18 protein-coding genes are annotated in these 16799 nt (G+C 64.9%); 13 read left to right on the top strand and 5 right to left on the bottom strand.

All coding sequences use genetic code 11. The annotated features are described in order from the left end of the window. From FJV41_RS22115 to FJV41_RS22175, 13 genes are all read left to right on the top strand, one after another. On the top strand, positions 1-261 hold a 261-nt coding region (locus tag FJV41_RS22115), incomplete at its 5' end, for a phage major capsid family protein (RefSeq protein ID WP_141644516.1). A 33-nt stretch (positions 262-294) separates the two neighbouring features. After that, positions 295-729, top strand: a complete 435-nt coding sequence (locus tag FJV41_RS22120; RefSeq protein ID WP_141644517.1) for a hypothetical protein — start codon at positions 295-297, stop codon at positions 727-729. 9 nt (positions 730-738) lie between these two features. Beyond that, on the top strand, positions 739-1386 hold the full coding sequence (locus tag FJV41_RS22125) for a hypothetical protein (protein ID WP_141644518.1): 648 nt from the start codon (positions 739-741) through the stop codon (positions 1384-1386). After that, positions 1383-1706, top strand: a complete 324-nt coding sequence (locus FJV41_RS22130; RefSeq protein WP_141644519.1) for a hypothetical protein — start codon at positions 1383-1385, stop codon at positions 1704-1706. Before FJV41_RS22125 ends, FJV41_RS22130 begins: the two co-directional genes overlap by 4 nt. Further along, entirely contained in the window at positions 1703-2107 is a 405-nt protein-coding gene (locus FJV41_RS22135; protein ID WP_141644520.1) for a minor capsid protein, read from the top strand. Before FJV41_RS22130 ends, FJV41_RS22135 begins: the two co-directional genes overlap by 4 nt. Before the next feature lie 52 nt (positions 2108-2159). Next, positions 2160-2576, top strand: a complete 417-nt coding sequence (locus FJV41_RS22140; RefSeq protein WP_246137335.1) for a hypothetical protein — start codon at positions 2160-2162, stop codon at positions 2574-2576. Between the two features lie 15 nt (positions 2577-2591). Continuing rightward, the gene (locus FJV41_RS22145; protein WP_141644522.1) at positions 2592-3020 is read left to right on the top strand and encodes a phage tail tube protein; all 429 of its coding nucleotides are present in this window, start codon (positions 2592-2594) and stop codon (positions 3018-3020) included. A 44-nt stretch (positions 3021-3064) separates the two neighbouring features. Then, entirely contained in the window at positions 3065-3430 is a 366-nt protein-coding gene (locus FJV41_RS22150) for a hypothetical protein (RefSeq protein ID WP_141644523.1), read from the top strand. 232 nt (positions 3431-3662) lie between these two features. After that, entirely contained in the window at positions 3663-6158 is a 2496-nt protein-coding gene (locus FJV41_RS22155) for a phage tail family protein (RefSeq protein ID WP_141644524.1), read from the top strand. Between the two features lie 4 nt (positions 6159-6162). After that, complete coding sequence (locus FJV41_RS22160; protein WP_141644525.1) at positions 6163-6990, top strand: hypothetical protein; 828 nt, start codon at positions 6163-6165, stop codon at positions 6988-6990. 73 nt (positions 6991-7063) lie between these two features. After that, the gene (locus tag FJV41_RS22165) at positions 7064-9475 is read left to right on the top strand and encodes a fibronectin type III domain-containing protein (protein WP_141644526.1); all 2412 of its coding nucleotides are present in this window, start codon (positions 7064-7066) and stop codon (positions 9473-9475) included. A gap of 2049 nt (positions 9476-11524) precedes the next feature. Further along, a complete protein-coding gene (locus FJV41_RS54960; protein ID WP_141644547.1) occupies positions 11525-11725 on the top strand; it encodes a helix-turn-helix domain-containing protein in 201 nt (66 codons plus the stop codon). A 2-nt stretch (positions 11726-11727) separates the two neighbouring features. Further along, on the top strand, positions 11728-12972 hold the full coding sequence (locus FJV41_RS22175; protein ID WP_181790834.1) for a tyrosine-type recombinase/integrase: 1245 nt from the start codon (positions 11728-11730) through the stop codon (positions 12970-12972). Positions 12973-13665: 693 nt separating this feature from the next. Here the strand turns inward: FJV41_RS22175 and FJV41_RS22180 are convergent. The 5 genes from FJV41_RS22180 to FJV41_RS54965 form a co-directional block, all read right to left on the bottom strand. After that, positions 13666-14064, bottom strand: coding sequence for a hypothetical protein (locus FJV41_RS22180; protein ID WP_141644528.1), 399 nt, complete (start codon positions 14062-14064; stop codon positions 13666-13668). Continuing rightward, entirely contained in the window at positions 14061-14378 is a 318-nt protein-coding gene (locus FJV41_RS22185; protein ID WP_141644529.1) for a hypothetical protein, read from the bottom strand. The genes FJV41_RS22180 and FJV41_RS22185 overlap by 4 nt, the downstream gene beginning before the upstream one ends. Positions 14379-14402: 24 nt before the next feature. Then, the gene (locus FJV41_RS22190; RefSeq protein ID WP_141644530.1) at positions 14403-14828 is read right to left on the bottom strand and encodes a hypothetical protein; all 426 of its coding nucleotides are present in this window, start codon (positions 14826-14828) and stop codon (positions 14403-14405) included. A gap of 398 nt (positions 14829-15226) precedes the next feature. Then, positions 15227-15700 (bottom strand): SUKH-3 domain-containing protein, encoded by a 474-nt coding sequence (locus FJV41_RS22195; RefSeq protein ID WP_141644531.1) that lies wholly within the window; start codon positions 15698-15700, stop codon positions 15227-15229. Beyond that, positions 15701-16261 (bottom strand): pentapeptide repeat-containing protein, encoded by a 561-nt coding sequence (locus FJV41_RS54965; RefSeq protein WP_141644532.1) that lies wholly within the window; start codon positions 16259-16261, stop codon positions 15701-15703. Positions 16262-16799: the final 538 nt, after the last annotated feature.

The raw sequence follows: 16799 nt of genomic DNA on the forward strand, positions 1-16799 counted from the left end.
CTCCAGGACCTGGAGTCGCCGAAGCTCAACGGCTTCCCCGTGCTCGCCACGGAGTCGATGTACGGGAAGGGGCACATCGGCTTCGGCCTCGCGTCGCAGCTCTGGTACGGCGAGGCGTCCGCCATGGAGACCACCGTGGGCGAGGCGTCCGGCGACTTCGAGTCGGACCAGATGACGCTGCGTGCGGTGTGGAACGGGGACTGGGCGCTGCGCCACCGCGAGTCCTTCGCCTTCCTGACGGGCGTCACCTACGGCGACTGATTCCCTCTACCCCAGCCTCTCACGGAGATACCCATGCACCCGACTCGCAACAACGTTGGCGCGTACATCCACGCGGCCAACCTCTCTCACGCGCCGGCCGCCCAGGCTGCCGGCTCTCGCAACGGCGCCGTCCTCACCATCGGCACGTTCCGCAGCCTCGTCCTGAGCGCGGTGACGGGCGCCACCACAGGCACGCCCACCAGCTTCTCGGCGACGTACAAGCTCCAGACGAGCGCCGACGGCACCACCTGGTCCGACGCCAAGGACAGGGACGGCGCCACGGTGGCGCTGGCCGTCACCGCGGCGGGCAGCGTCGCCGAGCTGGACGTGGACCTGCAGGAGGTCTGCCCGGACGAGCATGACCGCATCCGCGTCGTGGAGACGGTGGCGTTCACTGGGGGCACCGCGCCCACGGTGCTCTCTTCCTCCACCGTCATCTTCGGCGGCGGCCAGACGCTGCCCATCTGAGGTGACGCCATGGCCTCTCCCCTCGACTTGCTGGTGCCCGAGCAGCTCCCCGAAGCCACGCGCGGCGCGATGGAGTCGGCGCGGCTGGGGCTCTTCATCACCGCGGTGAGCGAGGCCGTGGCGCGCTACGTGGGATATCCGCTGCACCGTCGTCTCGGAGTCGTCGAGACGGCGGTGGGGCGTGGCGGCGTCTACCTCTGGCTGCGCAGTGGGGCCGTGAGGCAGGTACACCGCGTGGAGGTGCGCGGCGAGGAGCGCGACGCCGGCACCTACGCGCTGGAGTCGCCCACGCTGGGGCGCCTCCTGGCCCGTGGGCAGCCCTGGCCCTTCACCGGGGAGTGGACGCAGGGCGTGTCGCCGACGCCACTGGAGGCCCGGGACACGGGCGAGCTGCTCGTCACCTACGACGCGGGCTGGGTGACGCCGGGGCAACACGTCCTCGAGGAGTCCCTGGTGGTGGACCTGCCGGCGTCCATCCAGCTCGCTGCGGTCGAGGTGGTGGTGGCCACCGTCTCGCGCGACGGGAAGCCGGGAGACGTCGCCTCTGAAGCCATCGGCGCGACGAGCATGTCCTACTTCGCCGGCGAGGACGGCGGGCGCACGGCACTGCCGTCCACCGCGCGCCAGCTCCTGGCCCCGTACCGGAGGCCCCGATGACGCTCATGGGGCATACCTTCCGGCAGACGTTCCACCTGTCGCGGCACCTCTCCACCAACGCGGGTGGGGAGAGCGAGTACTCGGAGCCGGAGCCGCACCGCTGCCGGTGCGAGGGCGAGACGAAGCGCCTCGTAGCGGCTGACGGAAGCGAGCGTGTCACCGAGTTCCTTCTGTTCACGAGTACGTTGGTCCGCCCCGAGGACAGGGTGTTCCCACCAGACGCGGACCTGGACGACTACGGCGCGGGGCGGGAGCCCTTGCGCGTCATTCCACGGCGCGGCCTGTCCGGTGCCGTGGACCACTACGAGGTCTATCTGTGACGCCCAAGCACGTGGAGCGCGAGCTGGCGCTGTACCTCGAGGGCGCGGGCCTGAGCCTGTCCACGACCAGCTCCCCACCGACGCTCTTCTGGGGCCAAGTGCCGACGACGACGCCGGACCTGATGGTTGCGGTGCGGGACACGGGTGGTGAGCAGAGCCTGTACCTGGGCACGCGCCGAGGCCTCGTCGCGGCCGACGTCCAGGTAGTGGTGCGCGGACTGAGCAACCGCGTCGCCGCAACCCGCGAGCTGGCGGTGGCGTGCTGGAGCGCGCTGCACCTGGCGCGGGTGCAGGGCTACGTCGACGTGCGGTGCGAGGGCGCGGGCCCCGTGGCGCAGCCGCAAGACGGGAGCGGCCGGCCGCGCTACTCGTTCAACGTCGCGGCGAGCTACGTCGCGTAGTCGTCGCCCCTTCTGACGGGGCATGCCAGTCGCGGTGAAGGTGAAGACCATCTTGCTGAAGCGGCTCCTGGAGAACCCGGTGCCGCTGCTGCGTGACCTCGACATGCCGTGCCGCGACGCAGCGCAGACAAGCTTTCTCATCAGCAGCTTCCTTGTCCCACGCCAGTCGGAGGCGGAGCGCTGGGCTTACTACGACGGCGAAACCGAGCCGGCGCCAGCGCTCGCGGACACAGGCTTTGTCTCGGGGCCCGAGGTCAACCTCGTCCGATACATCTCAACCACGTGGGCGGCGGGCTACGAGCATCCCGCAGCGGGAGCCATCCACGAGGGCTTCCACTGGGACGAACAGACCATCAACCCGCCGCCACACTTCCTGAAGAAGGGATTCAGGAAGGCGCGCGGTGCTGCACGTAAGGGCGTTGCCCGCGTCGTCAAAGCCTACCTAGCGAAGCACTTCCCCTCTCACTGACAGGAGCACGCCATCATGGCTGAAACCACCGCTGCGTATATCGACTCCCTCCATCTGACCGCCACCGCGGCCACCGCGCCCGCCGAGGCCAACCGCCTCGACGGCTTCTCGGAAGCGCCGGTGTCGATGACGTCCGACACCGTCGAGGGGAATTACCTGGGAGGAGGCGGCTGGAAGCGCAGCATCCCCACTCTCAAGGGGTTCGAGATTTCGTTGTCGGGCCACTACTTCCCTGCCGACGTCTCGCACCAGTTGCTCAAGAGCCTCTTCCTGAGCGGGGCGACGGGCTACTTCAGCATCGTCAAGGACATCGCTGGCGCCCCCGGTGCCGTGGGCGTGCGCTACCCCATCAAGGTGTCGAGCTGGGAGGAGGGCCGCACCGCGGCGGACGTCCTCACCATCGCCACGACTCTCGTCGGCCAGGGCGCGCCCGTCGAGTTCTGAGCCGTCCAATCTTTCTCATCACCTCGTTGCATCAGGAGTGTCGTATGTCTCTCAAAGACAGACTGTCGAAGTCGAAGCACAAGCTCATCGAGCAGGTCACCATCGACGGAGAGCGCATCAACCTCTGCCGTCCCACCAACCCCGAGCGCCTCGCCGTGTTGGACGCCGCGAGGGAGGCGGGTGAAATCGGCGAGGACAACAAGCCCCTGACGAATGAGGGCGGGTTGCGCCTCATCGCGCGCGTCGTCGCGGCCGTCGCCTACGACCCGGAGACGGGCGAGCGCGTCTTCAACCCGACCGACTCTGCCGACATCGAGACGGTCTACCGCGCCCCGTGGTTGGAGGACGTAAGCAAGCCGGCAATTGCCGCACTCCACCCGAATCTGGAGGAGGTCCGGGGAAACTCCTGAGCAACCCGTGGGAGCGGCTGGTGCTTCGGGTTGCGAGGGTCATGTGCCAGCCGCCGAGCCTCGTCCGACGATGGTCGGACGAGGACATCCTCGGCGTAGTCGTCGACATGCAGTGGGAGGCCGAGGCGAGCCAACGCCGGACTGGGGGCGGTGGCACCCAGGGGCCGGTGACGTCGAAGGTGACGTTCCGCGTTCGGCCAAAGCCAGCCAACGGTGAGAAGGGAATGAAGTAATGGCTCTCAAGGTCGGAGACCTATACATCTCAGTCACCGCTGCAATCGGTGATGCGCTCAACTCGCTGACCAAGCTGGTCGACGCGGTCGAGAAGGCTGCCAAGGAAGTCAAGAACGCGGCGAACGACATGGGGGAAATCGGCGCGGTGGTGGCTGCTGGCATCGGAGCTGCTGTCGCCGCCGCCGCCAAGTCGAACCCGCGCCTGCAGGCGGAAATCACGCGACTGACGGACTTGCTCTACACGTTGGCGGCTGACATCGGGGACCTCTTCGCGCCGGTCGTGAAACAGGTCACCGACTTCGTCTCCAGGCTCGTCGCCACATTCCAACGACTGAGCCCCGAGGTGAAGCGAGCTGGGGCGGATGCTGCCGTATGGGTTGCTGGCGCTGGCCTCGCGATTGGCGTCGTCGGGAAGCTCGCCGGCGTCGTGGAGGCGCTGTCGGGGTCCATGGGCCTGCTCCTCAAGGGGTTGGGGGCCCTCCAGAAGTCGACGGCCCTCGCGGGCCTCGGCGCCCAGGTAGCAGCGTTGGCCCTGCCGGTGGCCGCGGTTGCGGCCGCAGTGGCCGGCCTCGCCCTCCTGGCCGGCGCGCTGTACGGCGCGTGGGGGGACACCAGCTCGGGCCTCAAGGAGTCCGTGACGGACATCATCGCGTCCATCACGGAGATGTCGAAGAAGCTCTGGAGCATGTTGAAGGGACTCTTCGATGGGCTGGTGACCCTCATCGAGGGGATGGTCGTCAAGTCGCTGGACTTCCTCGCGTGGATGATTCGTGAGTTGGCCGCGCGCATCGAGCCACTCGCGAAGGCAGCGAAGCTCGGAACCATCCACAAGGCGCTCGTGGCGGCCCAGGGCATCACCGGACAGGGGCTCCTGGATGCGGCGAAGGAGGCTGGTTCGGCGGTCGCCTCCGCCATGGCCGCGAAGATGATGGCTGCTGAGCAGGTCGTGGAGGCTGGCCTCACCAAGGCTGGCGAGGTTTTGGCCGGTGCGAAGGAAGCCGTGGGATACGGCCTCGGAAAGAGCCTCGAAGGGCTCCAGAAATTCGCTCAGGACAGCGGGCTCACCGAGCTGGCGGCAAACCTGGGAGCAATCCTCAAGTCGTACCTTAGCGGTCCGAAGCTCTCCACCGCGGAGCCGGACGTCCGCTACTCTGACGGCATCGACAAGGAGCTGGAGTACGTCGAGAAGGTCATCGCCGCGCTCAACGCGCGAGCCGCTGACGAGAGCCGCATGGAGTACGAGCGCTCCGTGGCCGCCGAGGAGCTGCGCTTCAACCTCGTGCTGGACGCCCAGCGACTCGCCGACGCCGCCTCGAAAGCGATGAAGGATGCCCGGCAGACGCTCGTCTCTGGGCTCACCGCCGCCTTCGGGCGCATCAAGGGCCTGGTGGAGGCCTTCCAGCAGGGCACTGAGGCGTCCGGCAGCGCCTGGGGCGGGCTCGTTGCCGTCGTCGCGCGGCTCCTCACTGAGTCCACCGGGTTTCTCGACCTCGTAAACATGGTCTCCAACATCGTCCAGCGGGTTGCGGACGGGCTCGGCGAGCTGCTCGTGCCGATGCAACCCCTCATCGGAGCCATCGGATTCATCGTCGACGTCGTGATGAACGCGCTGGAGCCGTTGCTCACCTACGTCGGCCAGGTGCTCGGCTACCTCGCGCCCCTGCTCGTCATCGTCGGCAAGCTGCTGGAGGGGCTCGCCCCGCTTCTCAGCGCGCTGACGCCTCCGATGGGACTCATCCAGGACGCGCTCAAGGCCCTCTTCGACGTCTTGAAGTTCGTCGCCCTCGTCGTCCTCGCCGTCGCGCAGGCCATCGGCACCATCTGGAATGCTGTGGTGTCGGCCATCCAGGCCATCATCAAGGGGCTGTCGAAGGCGGTGGAGTGGCTCGGCATCGACTCCCTCAAGAAGTTCGCTAACTCGATGGACAAGATGAAGGTGGACACCGACGCGATGGGCGACTCCATGCGCGACCTCCGGAACACCACCTGGGAGTCGGCGGACGCGCAGGCCCGGCAGACGGCGGAGGTGCTCAAGGGCACAGCCGCGCTGGAGAAGATGAACGCGGCGCTGACCAACGTCCCGACAGCCTGGAAGGTGGCGCTCCGTCGCTTCGAGGTCCAGGACGCTGCGGACGGACCGGGCACGCCGGCCATGCCTGGCGCTGGCGGTGGCGGGAACGGCTCCAACGGCGACCGGTACAGAGACGCGCCACAATGGTTCCGGGACTTCATGGAACTACCGGACGCGCTTCGCGAGCGCCGCGAGGACCGGTCGAGAGACCCATACATGGGTGGGCGTCGTGGCGGTGAGTACATCCCCAAGACGAGCGCCGTGCAGTCCCTCAAGGGCCCCACGTACAACCTTGCCATCAACACCATCGACCCCGACGAGGGGGTGGAACGTGCCGTGCGCTTCGTCAGGCGTGTCGATGCAATGACGAAGCTGGCCGACTCCGGCAGGCGCGTCTCGAAGTCATCGCGGTACGGGGGCTGAGCACATGGCATTCTTGACTTTGTCTGGCATCCCCATCCCGCTCGACGCGGGCTCCCCTCTCCAGTACCGCCCGGAGCAACTCGGCGAGGTCCAGCGCAGCTTCAGCGGCCAGCTCCGCTCCAGCTCGCGCGGCCGGCGCTGGACCTTTGGCGCGAACACCATGCCGCTGCTCCTCGCCGAGGCGCTCGCGCTGCGGGACCTCATCGACGGCCGGGGCCACTCCTGGAATTTCGACGGGACGACGTTGTCCTCGACTGGCATCGGGCCTCCCGTCGTCACTGGCGACGCTGGCGGGCAGATGGGCGGCGGGCGCTTTGGCACGGGACGCCTGCGCTGTGCGCCAGGCGGACGCGTGCGGTGGCCACTCTCCCTGGGCGCCGACCTCGGGCGCACCACCCTGGCCTTCTGGGTGAGGACCCCGGACCTGAGCAACGTCTGGACTCACATCGCCATCGATTGGGCGACCGAGGAGGTCTACCGCAATGGCGTGCTGTGGACCACGGTGGACGTGTTGACGGACTACTCCATCATCGTGGCCCTGACGGCGACGTACCTCGAGCTGGGCTGTCTGGCGGACGGCGGTGGCGAGATATCGTACGACGACCTTGTCGTCCTGCCGTACCGCGTGCCCGCGTCGTGGTTGCCCGCGTGGGCAACCTCGGGCGCACCCTTCGGGCCCCTCCCAGCCCATGTTGTCGGCGGGTCAGGCGTCCACACACCGGGCCTCCTCATGCGGGGCCAAGCTCGCGATGGCACTGCGATGGAGCTCTGGACCGAGGGCGGGCAGTTCCTGCCGCACGAGGCATTCGACTTCGAACTGCGCGAGGAGTAGCCGGCCCGTGCCCGTCTCGGCGCGGGCCGCCTCTTCTCCTGGAGGGTAACCCTCACCTCCAGGAGTGTTGTCCATGAGGTCGCTGACCCCGGCTGAATCCGCGTTGATGCTGTCCGCCGCGGGCTACACGACATGGCTCCGCGTGCGGCTCCTCGTGGGCACAGTCGACGTGGACCTGTCGTCGGTGCGTGGCCATGACTGGCTGCTGGACGCGTCGTGGACGGCAACGTTAGACGCGCCTGTGGGCACGGCGAGCGTCACGCTCCGGAGGTTCGTCGGGCCGGACGAGGCCCTCACCCTGTCCCCTCAAGTCGTGTCGAGCCCCGTCAACGGCTCCGGCATCCTGTACGACCCGCTGCTCCGCGAGGGGCGGACGATGCGCATCGACTGCATGGTGGTGCCGCTCGGGCTCGGCAAGGTCGGCACCTGGCGGGAGTGCTTTTACGGCCGAATAGAGGACGTGGACGTCGGCGGGGAGACCATCACGCTGACCGGCCGCGACATGGCCGGCATCCTCCAGGACATCAACCTCAAGGAGGAGCGCAACCATGGCAACAACACCGTCGGAGTGGCCGTCCAGACGGTGATGAACGAAATCCTCGGTGGCGAGAACCAGTGGGCCTTTGGCCCGTACTGCCCGGTGGACCCCATGTGGCAGTTGGGCCGGTTCACCCAGGCGAAGATGCCGCTCATGGATGCACTTCAGGACCTGGCCGCGCAGCTCGGCTGGGACCTCCGACTCCGGTGGCGAGAGGGGCACGGCTTCGCGTTCACCCTCTCTCAACCCGAGCGGGCAACGACCACGGCGCTGTGGTTCTTCGGCCCCGAGTCGTACGAGGACCTGGACTCGCTGGTGCGGCGGCTCACTGACATCCGCAACGCAGTCCGCATCGTGTACGCGGACGCCAACGACAGGGACGCCGGAGGGAATGCGAAGCGGAAGGTCATCACCGAGGTGAACTCCGCGAGCATCGGCGTTTATGGCGAGCGCTGGGCCGAAATCGTCGAGGCGAGCACCTCGAACATAAACACGGAGCCCGAGGCCCGCCGCTTGGCACGTGCCTTCATCGACGACCTCTCGGAGTCCGCGCTGGAGATAAGCGTCACCGTCCCTCTCTGGTGGCACCTGGAGCTGGGCGACCTCGTGAAGATTCTCCCGGACGGCATCAACTTCGACGAGCCCCAGGAGCTGGCGGTGCAGAGCGTCGAGCACACCGCCTCCGCCAAGGGCGCGGCCACGAAGCTGACGCTGCGCGGGCGCCCGTCCACATCCCGCATCGCATGGCTCAAGCGCGAGGCCATCCCTGGCATCGGCAAGGCCGCCCCCTTCACGGGTCCGGACGCGCCGGCCAGTTTGGTGGTGACGAACACCGTCAACAGCGGCTCGGTGTCCTTCACGCCGGCAGCCACGGGCCCTGTCTGGGATGCCTTCGAGATGCACGTCTCCACCACGTCCGGCTTCGCGCCGAGCAGTTCGACGTTCCGCGGGCTCTCCAGCACCACGCGCTTCGACGTGACGGGGCTCGCGCCTGGCGCCACCTACTACGCACGCGTGCGCGGACGGGACGCCAAGGGCAACGTGGGCACGGCGTCGACAGAGGTTGTGCTGTCCCCACGACATGTCGCTCCGGCCGACTGGCTTCCCCTCGCGACGACAGCATCCATTGTCGTCAACCCGGACTTCGAGGCCACGACGCTGACGGGTGCTCCGCCCGATGGGTGGACCATGGCCAACGGCACATGGGGCACCGACGCACGATTGGAGACGACGACAGTCTTTAGCGGCTCGAAGGCAGTTCGCCTGGAAGCAACGAGTGCCCTGTCTCGAATTCGAGCGCAGCGCTTCATCGTCAGAGGAGAGGAACGCCTGAACGTCTCAGCGATGGTGCTCATTCAAGAGCCGGGCGTCACGGGTCGCGAGGTCGGCCTGTATGTCGCATGGTACGACCGACACGGCGCGCTGATCTCCACGACCACGGTGCAGACGCTACAAGGCGTCGCCCTCCCCATCTTCAATGGCGTCGGCGAAGACGTGACGGTCACAGCACCATCGGCCGCGTCATACGGAGAGGTCATCGTCGGCAAGGTGACCCCGCTCGATGGGACGGGCGCGACTTTCTACGCCATCATCGACAGCGTCCGGGTACTCATTCTGCCAGCTACTCCGGGCTTCACCCCTGTGACCTTCGGGCCTGGATTCACGGCCGACCTGTCGTCGGGCCGGTCCTTCGTCGGCTCTCGAATTGAGAACGGGGACCGAGTGTTTCTCCGTGGGGTCGTCGCGCTCTCAGGGGGCGGAACCCCAGGCACCCTCCTGTTCACTGTCTTCGGCACAATGCGTCCACCGCAACCCGAGACGTTCGAGGTGCGAACCAATACAGGTTCGGGGCGCATCACCATCTATCCCAACGGGGAGGCCCGCCTGGAGGCGGGCGGTAACGCGTTCGTCAGCCTCGCTGGGCTGAACTACGCGCTCAACCTCTAGCGGTCGACCCTGACCACGGTCTGCTCGCCAGCCGTCGACAAGAAGACCTCCACTGCGCCGTCGCAGGGCACGGGTTCGCACTTCCCGGCGCAGTAGGTCCATCGCTGGCCGGCTTGCTCGGCCAAGCTGTTGTGGGGGGGCGCGATAGTGGCAAGCGTCGCGAAACACGGCGGCCCTGCACATTCCACGAGAGCCTCCTTGGTGCGCCCCTCAAGTGCGGACGTGAGGCACGATGGGGTCCCTGTCGTCACCGCCGCCGTCACGTTCGGCTGAGCGGGCGCCTTGGACTCCTGCCCACAGGCAACGAGGAAGGCGGCAGCAGCAACGACCAGACGAGCGCGAACCATGGGTACCCCCGAGCGAGGCTTCAAGGCGTAGCACCAGCATACTGCGGGTGCAACGACCCGGTCGGGTGGTGTCGTCTGGCACCCGGCATTCCGTCGAGGGAAGGAGTCGCCGCTGTCAGGCAATCTCGTACTATCCCGGCCTGCGTGCCGGGCTCCCCCCCGGCCAGCCGAGCAGGAGAGGGTCGAAGTGAGAGAGGCCGAGAATATCTGGAGAGGTGGTACGTCGGAGGTGCCGCGCGGTTCCGGCGAGCCGCGCACCGGCCTGAGAGGGAGAGCCCAGCAACTTGGCATCATTGTCCGCAGATATAGGGCCGTGCTCTTCGGCCGGATGTACCAGGTGCGCCATCCAAGCTCCGGCAGCCTCTCCCTGGAACTTGAGCTCACTGAGCGCCAGCGGCACCTTGCCCCGGACGTGGGGGTGGAGATGGTCATTTCAGCGCACCCTGCAACCATGGACAGAGCACCTCGGCTCAGCCTTCGTCTTGCCCGGTCACCCATTGACGCATCCGACGCTGACGTTGCCCGCGTGTGCGAGGGCACCTTGTCATTGACAAAAGCGATGCTTCAGACTGCGACAACGCGCTCTCAACTGCCATCCACCATGGCCCACCTGCGAGCGCAGCCCCAGCGTCGTGGCCCGGTGCTGCGCTCGCGGCGCGTCTATCGCCGGCTGCGCCGCACAGTTCGCCGCGCTTGGCACAACGCGGGGTCGGCAGCTGCTGTTGCCCTTGCTCTCGTCGGGGCCGTGCTAGTGGCGGCGCAGTTGATGCCACCACCAGAGCCACCTCCGACCGCCCCTAAGTCCGAGTGGTTTAGTGGGGGAGCCCCAGCGGGATGGATGGTCCCCATCTCGACAATCAATCAGCCAATGCTGGCCCTAGACCTTCCACCCAAGCCGTTCCCCGAGCAGAAGACCCGCAACTGCGACGCTGACTTGGCCGAGGTACGGATCAACGGTGGGTGCTGGGTGGAAACATCGAAAGAGCCCCCTTGCGGCGAGAAGATGTACGAGCACAAGGGGAAATGCTACCGGCCGGTTGGCAAGGAAAAAGAGACGTCTCGCGCATTTGCGCGATAGGGACTTGCGCCCGGAATCCGGGCATGCTACCCGTTTCACAGTCTTCGCAGTAACTAGCGACCCGCTGCAGCAGTGACAATCACCAGCGAGTCGACCCCACAGAGAGCCTTGGCGGTTCCCGTGCTTTTGCACGTGGTTCTGCCACCAGAAAAGGCCGGTGCACCCAGGTAGCGCTGGGACACTCGCCCTCCGGTGCTCTACCGGCGTCCGTGATTGTCCGCCGGTAGAGCGCCACTTTGTATCTGGGGGTCTCGTGGCGCGCTGGAACACAAGACACCCAGACAATTCCCGGGCGGCGGCCCCCGCCCTTCGATGCACTGACGGCTCCCCGAGTCCGGTAGTCGGTTCGGCGCCTCTGCCGCGCGCGCGAAGCGCCGTGGCGCGGCGTCTCGCCGGGTGGATGCTCGTCTATGTGTTGGCTCGGCCGAGCCGCTCGATGCGTGCGCATCGTTGTGACAATCGGTCGCGTTCACGCCACGAGCCACGGTTTGGCGTGCGCTTTGCTACGTGTCCGATTGGCCTCGTCCGTTTCTGGAGCGGGCCTCGGGCAAGCGGCGACACGTCACTTGCGTCGTCACCCTTCGTTCTTCGCGTGAATCAACTTGGTCCCGAGTGGGGATGGCAATGAATGAAGTCACAGCAGATGGGCAATTCGAGGATGCCTGGGATGTTGAGCGCGCAGCTCGGTATCTGGGTATCAGTCGAAAGACGATGTACCGCCTCGCCGCAAGCGGGGAAGTGCCGAGCTTCAAGGTCGGTGGCGCACTGAGGTTTGACCCGACTCGGCTCGCTGCATGGCGACACAGCCAGCAAAGGGGCGTGTAGTCATGCCCTACGCGCAACGCCTACCCTCAGGAAGCTACAGGATTGGATGGAAGGAGCCGGACGGTTCTCCCGGGCGGGAGGTTGTCCCTGCAAAGACTCTCTCTGAGGCCCGGCGGCTCGCAAACCAGCGCGAGCAACAAGCATGGCTCACCCGCAACGGCATCGTGCCAGTTCGACCAGAGGAGCCGACCATCGTCGAGGCGGTCAAGCTCCGCCTCGACACGCTGCCTCCAGAGTTCGCGACGAAGCGAAACCTCAAGGAGAAGTTGCGGTTCGTAGTGGCCGCATTCGGCCCTCGGCGCCCGTCGACCATTACTGCGGCTGACGTCTTGTCGATGCTGGCGAAGCTTCCGGCTCTGTCGCCACAGATGCGCGAGCATATTCGGATGTCAGGCCAGGGATTGATTACTTTCCTGTCCGATAAGGCACGCCTCTACTCAGGGCCGAACCCGTTCAAGGAGGCCGGTCGCGTCATCGTGCCGAGGCGCCAGGTGCGGACGTACCCCACGGACCACTTGCCACGCCTCTTCGATGCGCTCCAACACCACCATAGGGCACCTGCGGCAACCGCGCTGCTGACGGGCTGTCGGCGCGGCGAGGTGCGGGTGATGCTCAAGGCGAATGTCCACCTGCGCGAGCGATACATCCTCCTCATCAGTGGCGGGCGTCGCGACACGACAAAGGGCGGGCGCGAGCGACGCGTCCCAATTCCCGAGTTGCTCGTCCCTGCGTTGACAGCCCAGATGGCGACGAAGGGACCGTATCTCTTTCCCCGACCCGGGACAGCCACGCCATATGGACCCAACTGGCGTATCCATGACGTCATGGCACGTGCGTGTGTCCGAGCGGGCCTCATCAAGGGATGGCGCCCCTACTGCTTCCGCCGCACATGCGGGTGGAAGGCCGAGATTGAGCACGAGGCTGGTTCCCGAACGTGCCCCCAGTGTGAACGTACCGCTCGCTGGAAGGCCATCCCCATGGACCTCCGCTTCAAGCACCTCCGCTCCACGTGGGGGACTGTCGCGTACTCCGTCACGAAGGACCTGCGGCTCGTCGCCGATGTTTTGGGGCACGCCGACATGGAGACGACTCGCGTGCACTACGCAACGGCCCTCCCCGAAAACGTCATGACCGGAGCCGAGGCTACAGCGCAGGCGTTGAGCCCGTGGCGTCCACGTGGCGTAAATCCCGAGGAAACCGGGGGACAGCAGGGCAAATCCAATCCGAAACGGCGAGGCGATACGTGAACAAAGTCAAAGGCTTGGCACGCCAGGGCACGCCAGGACACACCAGTCTCAATCATAGACAACGGTTTCCTAAACCGCAGGCCACAGGTTCGATTCCTGTCGGGGTCATAGCGGAACCCCTTGATTTCCCAAGGGGTTCCGCTCGCAGCACCGTGTGGCGGACAGTGGCTGACGCGCCGGCGTGGCGTCCCTGTGGCGCTGCGACGCTGAAGCCCTCCGGTTGGTCCGACCTGCCCAGGTCCTGTGGAAGCGGCGCCGCCCCTCAGCGGGCCCTGCTTCGACGGCCAGCATCCCACGATCACAGTGCCGGACAACGAGGCAGTGTGACCCGGGTCGAGGTACAGCCCCCAGAGAAGGCAGTGCAGGCGGACTCAGCGAAGCGGACCCAGGCACGGGCCTTGGTGGTGAAGCTGCTGTCGGACCTGAAGGCGAAGGAAGCCGGCCCCATCAAGAGCGCGTTCGAGTTGGCGCCTGCTGGGCGAGGGCCGCGCCAAGGCGATGGAGGGATGCATCGACGGGCTGAAGGCGCAGGCGAAGATTGAGGTGCAGGGAGAGGCTCTCGAGCAACTCAAGATCGAAGGCGCGGAGAACAAGCCCGACGTCTCAGCCCCGCCCGGAGCCGGTTTGTAGCGATGCATCGAGCCGGCGTACCGCTTGAGCGGTTCGCGCCGGCTCGCGGGCCTCACGACCGCTTCACAGCCGCAGTTCGCGCTCAATTCGCAGGGAATGCGGCCGGTAATCATCGTCCCCTTGCAACACAAATACGCGGACCTCGACACCGAGCACAAAATGCCCTGACGGCAGGACATCACCTCGGTCAAACTGCATCAAGTCATACACGCCGAACCATGGACGCGCTGGAGAGACAACCATTTCTCCTCGAACAGCGCGCACCTGCCCCCTGATCGTGCCGCCATAACCAGCGGCCGATCCATCAGGCATCCAGAGGCAGAGTTCAGCGAGGTCTACATGCTCGGCAAGCATCACCTCTGAACTGGACGACAAGTGAAGAACGACAGGTAGGGTATTGAGTCCTCCCTTCGGCAGAAAGCCCTCGACGAAATGAACACTCAACTGAAGGTCTGGCGTCATAATGGATTGCCCGCTTTAAATATCTGAGCCCCCTTCAGGGGATCCAGGTCGCGCACGTCGCAGCGAGAGATATCTCTCAGAAACTGAAGGGCCTCCTCGAGTGTGCTGACGCCCTTGACGGCCTCGGTCGCAGCCTCCTCAAGAACCATTTGCGCCTCAGGAACCTCAAAGGAATAGGCGACAAACTCACCTCCAGAGCGCTGAATCGCCATGCGGCGGTAAATCGACACGCCCATCTTCGTGACATAGCCACACTTTCCCACCTGCTTCCCGCTGTGGGTTTGTGCGTGCATTATCCTGGGGGTTTCGATCACTCGTCACCACACTCCCGCAGGCCTTCAACAACTCCCCGGGACTTCTGAATCCAAGCGCTCACGGTATTCTTGAAACGTCCCCACAGCCCGACCTGTTGGCTGGAGCGAACGCATCTTCGGCAGAGCATCTCTCTTCGAGTCGTTCAGGACAGTGAGGGGCTCCATTTCTCCCCACCTCCGACGCGGTAAAATTACCCACGTTTGCTCGAATGGAACAACGCTCCCGAGGAAGTCATCTGGAGGGTCATCAACGATCACCAGGGTCCCAATGCCCATCGTGGCAGCCACATCCACGATCCACTCTTCGCCTCTCTCTCCATTCTTGACCAGGGACAGCCAGCGTTTTTTCGAAACGGCCACACACATCAGGCTGCCCGAGCAGACCACACACGTCATCAGCAGCGTCCTGTCTCGCCATTCAACTTCGACGTATTCCTCTTTCGCCAGCATCAACGACTCCAGAGGGACCGAGCCCCTGGAGGTGCCAAGCCGAAGTTCACGCGGCGACCTCAGCACACCATCGCCATCCATCGACCCGACAAACGCCGTAGGGTCAAACACCATCCCAGCAGCCGTCAATGCACGCACGGCATCACGAAGCGCCAGCGGCTCGCCGCCGCGAGGGAGGAAGTAGAAGAAACGCCGAGACCCCATTGACAGTCCCCTTGGAAGTACACCACAGCCGGCGCCCTGCGGGCCCACATGCAAAGTGCCAGGGTGCAACGGGTGATTGCGCGCTGGCCACCCAGCCGAAATCCAGCCACACAACTGAAAACACTGCGAATACCGTTCCACCCGAACCGACTCACTCCATACGCTCAAGGGTCGAGCCCTCATCGGCAACAACGTCATCCCCGATAAGAAGGAGGAACCTGATGCTTTTCCAGAACCTGTGCCTCTCTCAAATCAAACTCCCCCAACAAAGAAAACCGCAGAACCGTATTCAAATCTGCCATGAGATAGCACACCGTCCACTGCTCATGGAGCGAAAACCATTTCCCGTCATCAGCCACGAAATACAACATCCCCTCACCACAAGCAACGGGACATGCAGACCCAGAAAACAACGCCTGAACACAGGCCAGATCATCCACATCAATCCATTTACACGCCGCACCAACATCAAAACGCATCAAATCGCCATTCCGACCATGAAACTGCAGCCCGCCAAGCGACCGAAGAATCTTCATTGCGGCCGAGTGCATGACAATTCCTTCATCCTCCAACCCCCTTCGCATCGGCTCAGTTGGAATTTCGCGCTCAACGAACCACCCACCGGCCACTAAAACAGAAACAACATCATCATCGAGCAGCATGCTCAATCACCGTTTCCTCACCGGAAGTCCCGCACCTTCAAGCCGTGCATGCTCCAGATAGGCCCCAGTCAGATCTGCCCCTTCCAAGTCCGCCCCACGAAGATCCGCACGACTCAGATCAACGCCATCAAGCATAGCGCGCTTCAAGGATGCCCCCTCCAAGTCCATTGACGACATATCCGACATACTCAGAGTCGCATCATCGAAACATGCGGACGGCGCCCGTGCCCCATGCAGCATGACACCTGACGCCTTTACTCGTTTGAGCGACGCAGCACTCAGATTAACTGCCAGCAGATAGGCCCCCGTCAGGTCACAATCATCTAGGACAGCATAGTTCAACCAAGACCCATGAAGTTCGACTCCGGCCAAACTCATCCCGCTGAGGTCTATTCCCCGGAGGTCGGCTCTAGCAGGGACCTCATCCACACGAGGCAGCTCCCGCACATCATCCAACCACATTCCACTGTGAAGCCCCATGCAGACCCGGCGCCAGACGTCCTGACCACTTGGCGTATGCCATCGCCGCACCAAAAATTCGCTTTCCATTCCCATCTCCCATGACATCACCCACACACATAACTGTCGACACTCGCCAGCAACGCTGAAACAACACCGGCATAAGTCAGAGCCCACTCTCCCTCATTCGCCGGAAACACTCCTCCACGAGCCTTCCCTGAAATCGCTCAGCAAGTGCAAGCACCTCGCGCCACTTATACAATTGCTGTGAGACAACTTCCTCCGTGCCCCCGACTGCCGTGAGCACCAGATGGAAATCTTTCTCGTACGCGTTCTGCTTTCCCGGGGGCCTCTTCGGATTAACTACTCGACCCGCTGGCCTGAATCGTATCTCCACCAGGTCCATCGCGACATGACGAGACCCCGTAACCGCCGGATGCCCCTTGGAGCAGATCTGCTCCGCGAAGTTCGGAACAATTTCGTCATCCCGCTCGATGTGCCAGGCATGGCCGAAGTCACAAACATACAACCAGTAAATACGCATACTCCGCCTCACTCAGTTCACAGAACGCAATGCGCGGTATTCGCAGGTTCGCCAGTAAGATGAAGTCACCGCGAGTCGCGGAGAGCCCCTCCACGGAGACAA

Origin of the sequence: Myxococcus llanfairpwllgwyngyllgogerychwyrndrobwllllantysiliogogogochensis (assembly GCF_006636215.1) — a bacterium.
GTDB classification, from domain to species: domain Bacteria; phylum Myxococcota; class Myxococcia; order Myxococcales; family Myxococcaceae; genus Myxococcus; species Myxococcus llanfairpwllgwyngyllgogerychwyrndrobwllllantysiliogogogochensis.

Bases quoted from the DNA above. Each gene is read 5' to 3' on its own strand.
- FJV41_RS22160 (WP_141644525.1), top strand. From the start codon at position 6,163: ATGGCATTCTTGACTTTGTCTGGCATCCCCATCCCGCTCGACGCGGGC.
- FJV41_RS54965 (WP_141644532.1), bottom strand. From the start codon at position 16,261: ATGTCATGGGAGATGGGAATGGAAAGCGAATTTTTGGTGCGGCGATGG.
- FJV41_RS22175 (WP_181790834.1), top strand. From the start codon at position 11,728: ATGCCCTACGCGCAACGCCTACCCTCAGGAAGCTACAGGATTGGATGG.
- FJV41_RS22120 (WP_141644517.1), top strand. From the start codon at position 295: ATGCACCCGACTCGCAACAACGTTGGCGCGTACATCCACGCGGCCAAC.
- FJV41_RS22155 (WP_141644524.1), top strand. From the start codon at position 3,663: ATGGCTCTCAAGGTCGGAGACCTATACATCTCAGTCACCGCTGCAATC.
- FJV41_RS22190 (WP_141644530.1), bottom strand. From the start codon at position 14,828: ATGCTGGCGAAAGAGGAATACGTCGAAGTTGAATGGCGAGACAGGACG.
- FJV41_RS22165 (WP_141644526.1), top strand. From the start codon at position 7,064: ATGAGGTCGCTGACCCCGGCTGAATCCGCGTTGATGCTGTCCGCCGCG.
- FJV41_RS22125 (WP_141644518.1), top strand. From the start codon at position 739: ATGGCCTCTCCCCTCGACTTGCTGGTGCCCGAGCAGCTCCCCGAAGCC.
- FJV41_RS22130 (WP_141644519.1), top strand. From the start codon at position 1,383: ATGACGCTCATGGGGCATACCTTCCGGCAGACGTTCCACCTGTCGCGG.
- FJV41_RS22180 (WP_141644528.1), bottom strand. From the start codon at position 14,064: ATGACGCCAGACCTTCAGTTGAGTGTTCATTTCGTCGAGGGCTTTCTG.
- FJV41_RS22145 (WP_141644522.1), top strand. From the start codon at position 2,592: ATGGCTGAAACCACCGCTGCGTATATCGACTCCCTCCATCTGACCGCC.
- FJV41_RS54960 (WP_141644547.1), top strand. From the start codon at position 11,525: ATGAATGAAGTCACAGCAGATGGGCAATTCGAGGATGCCTGGGATGTT.
- FJV41_RS22150 (WP_141644523.1), top strand. From the start codon at position 3,065: ATGTCTCTCAAAGACAGACTGTCGAAGTCGAAGCACAAGCTCATCGAG.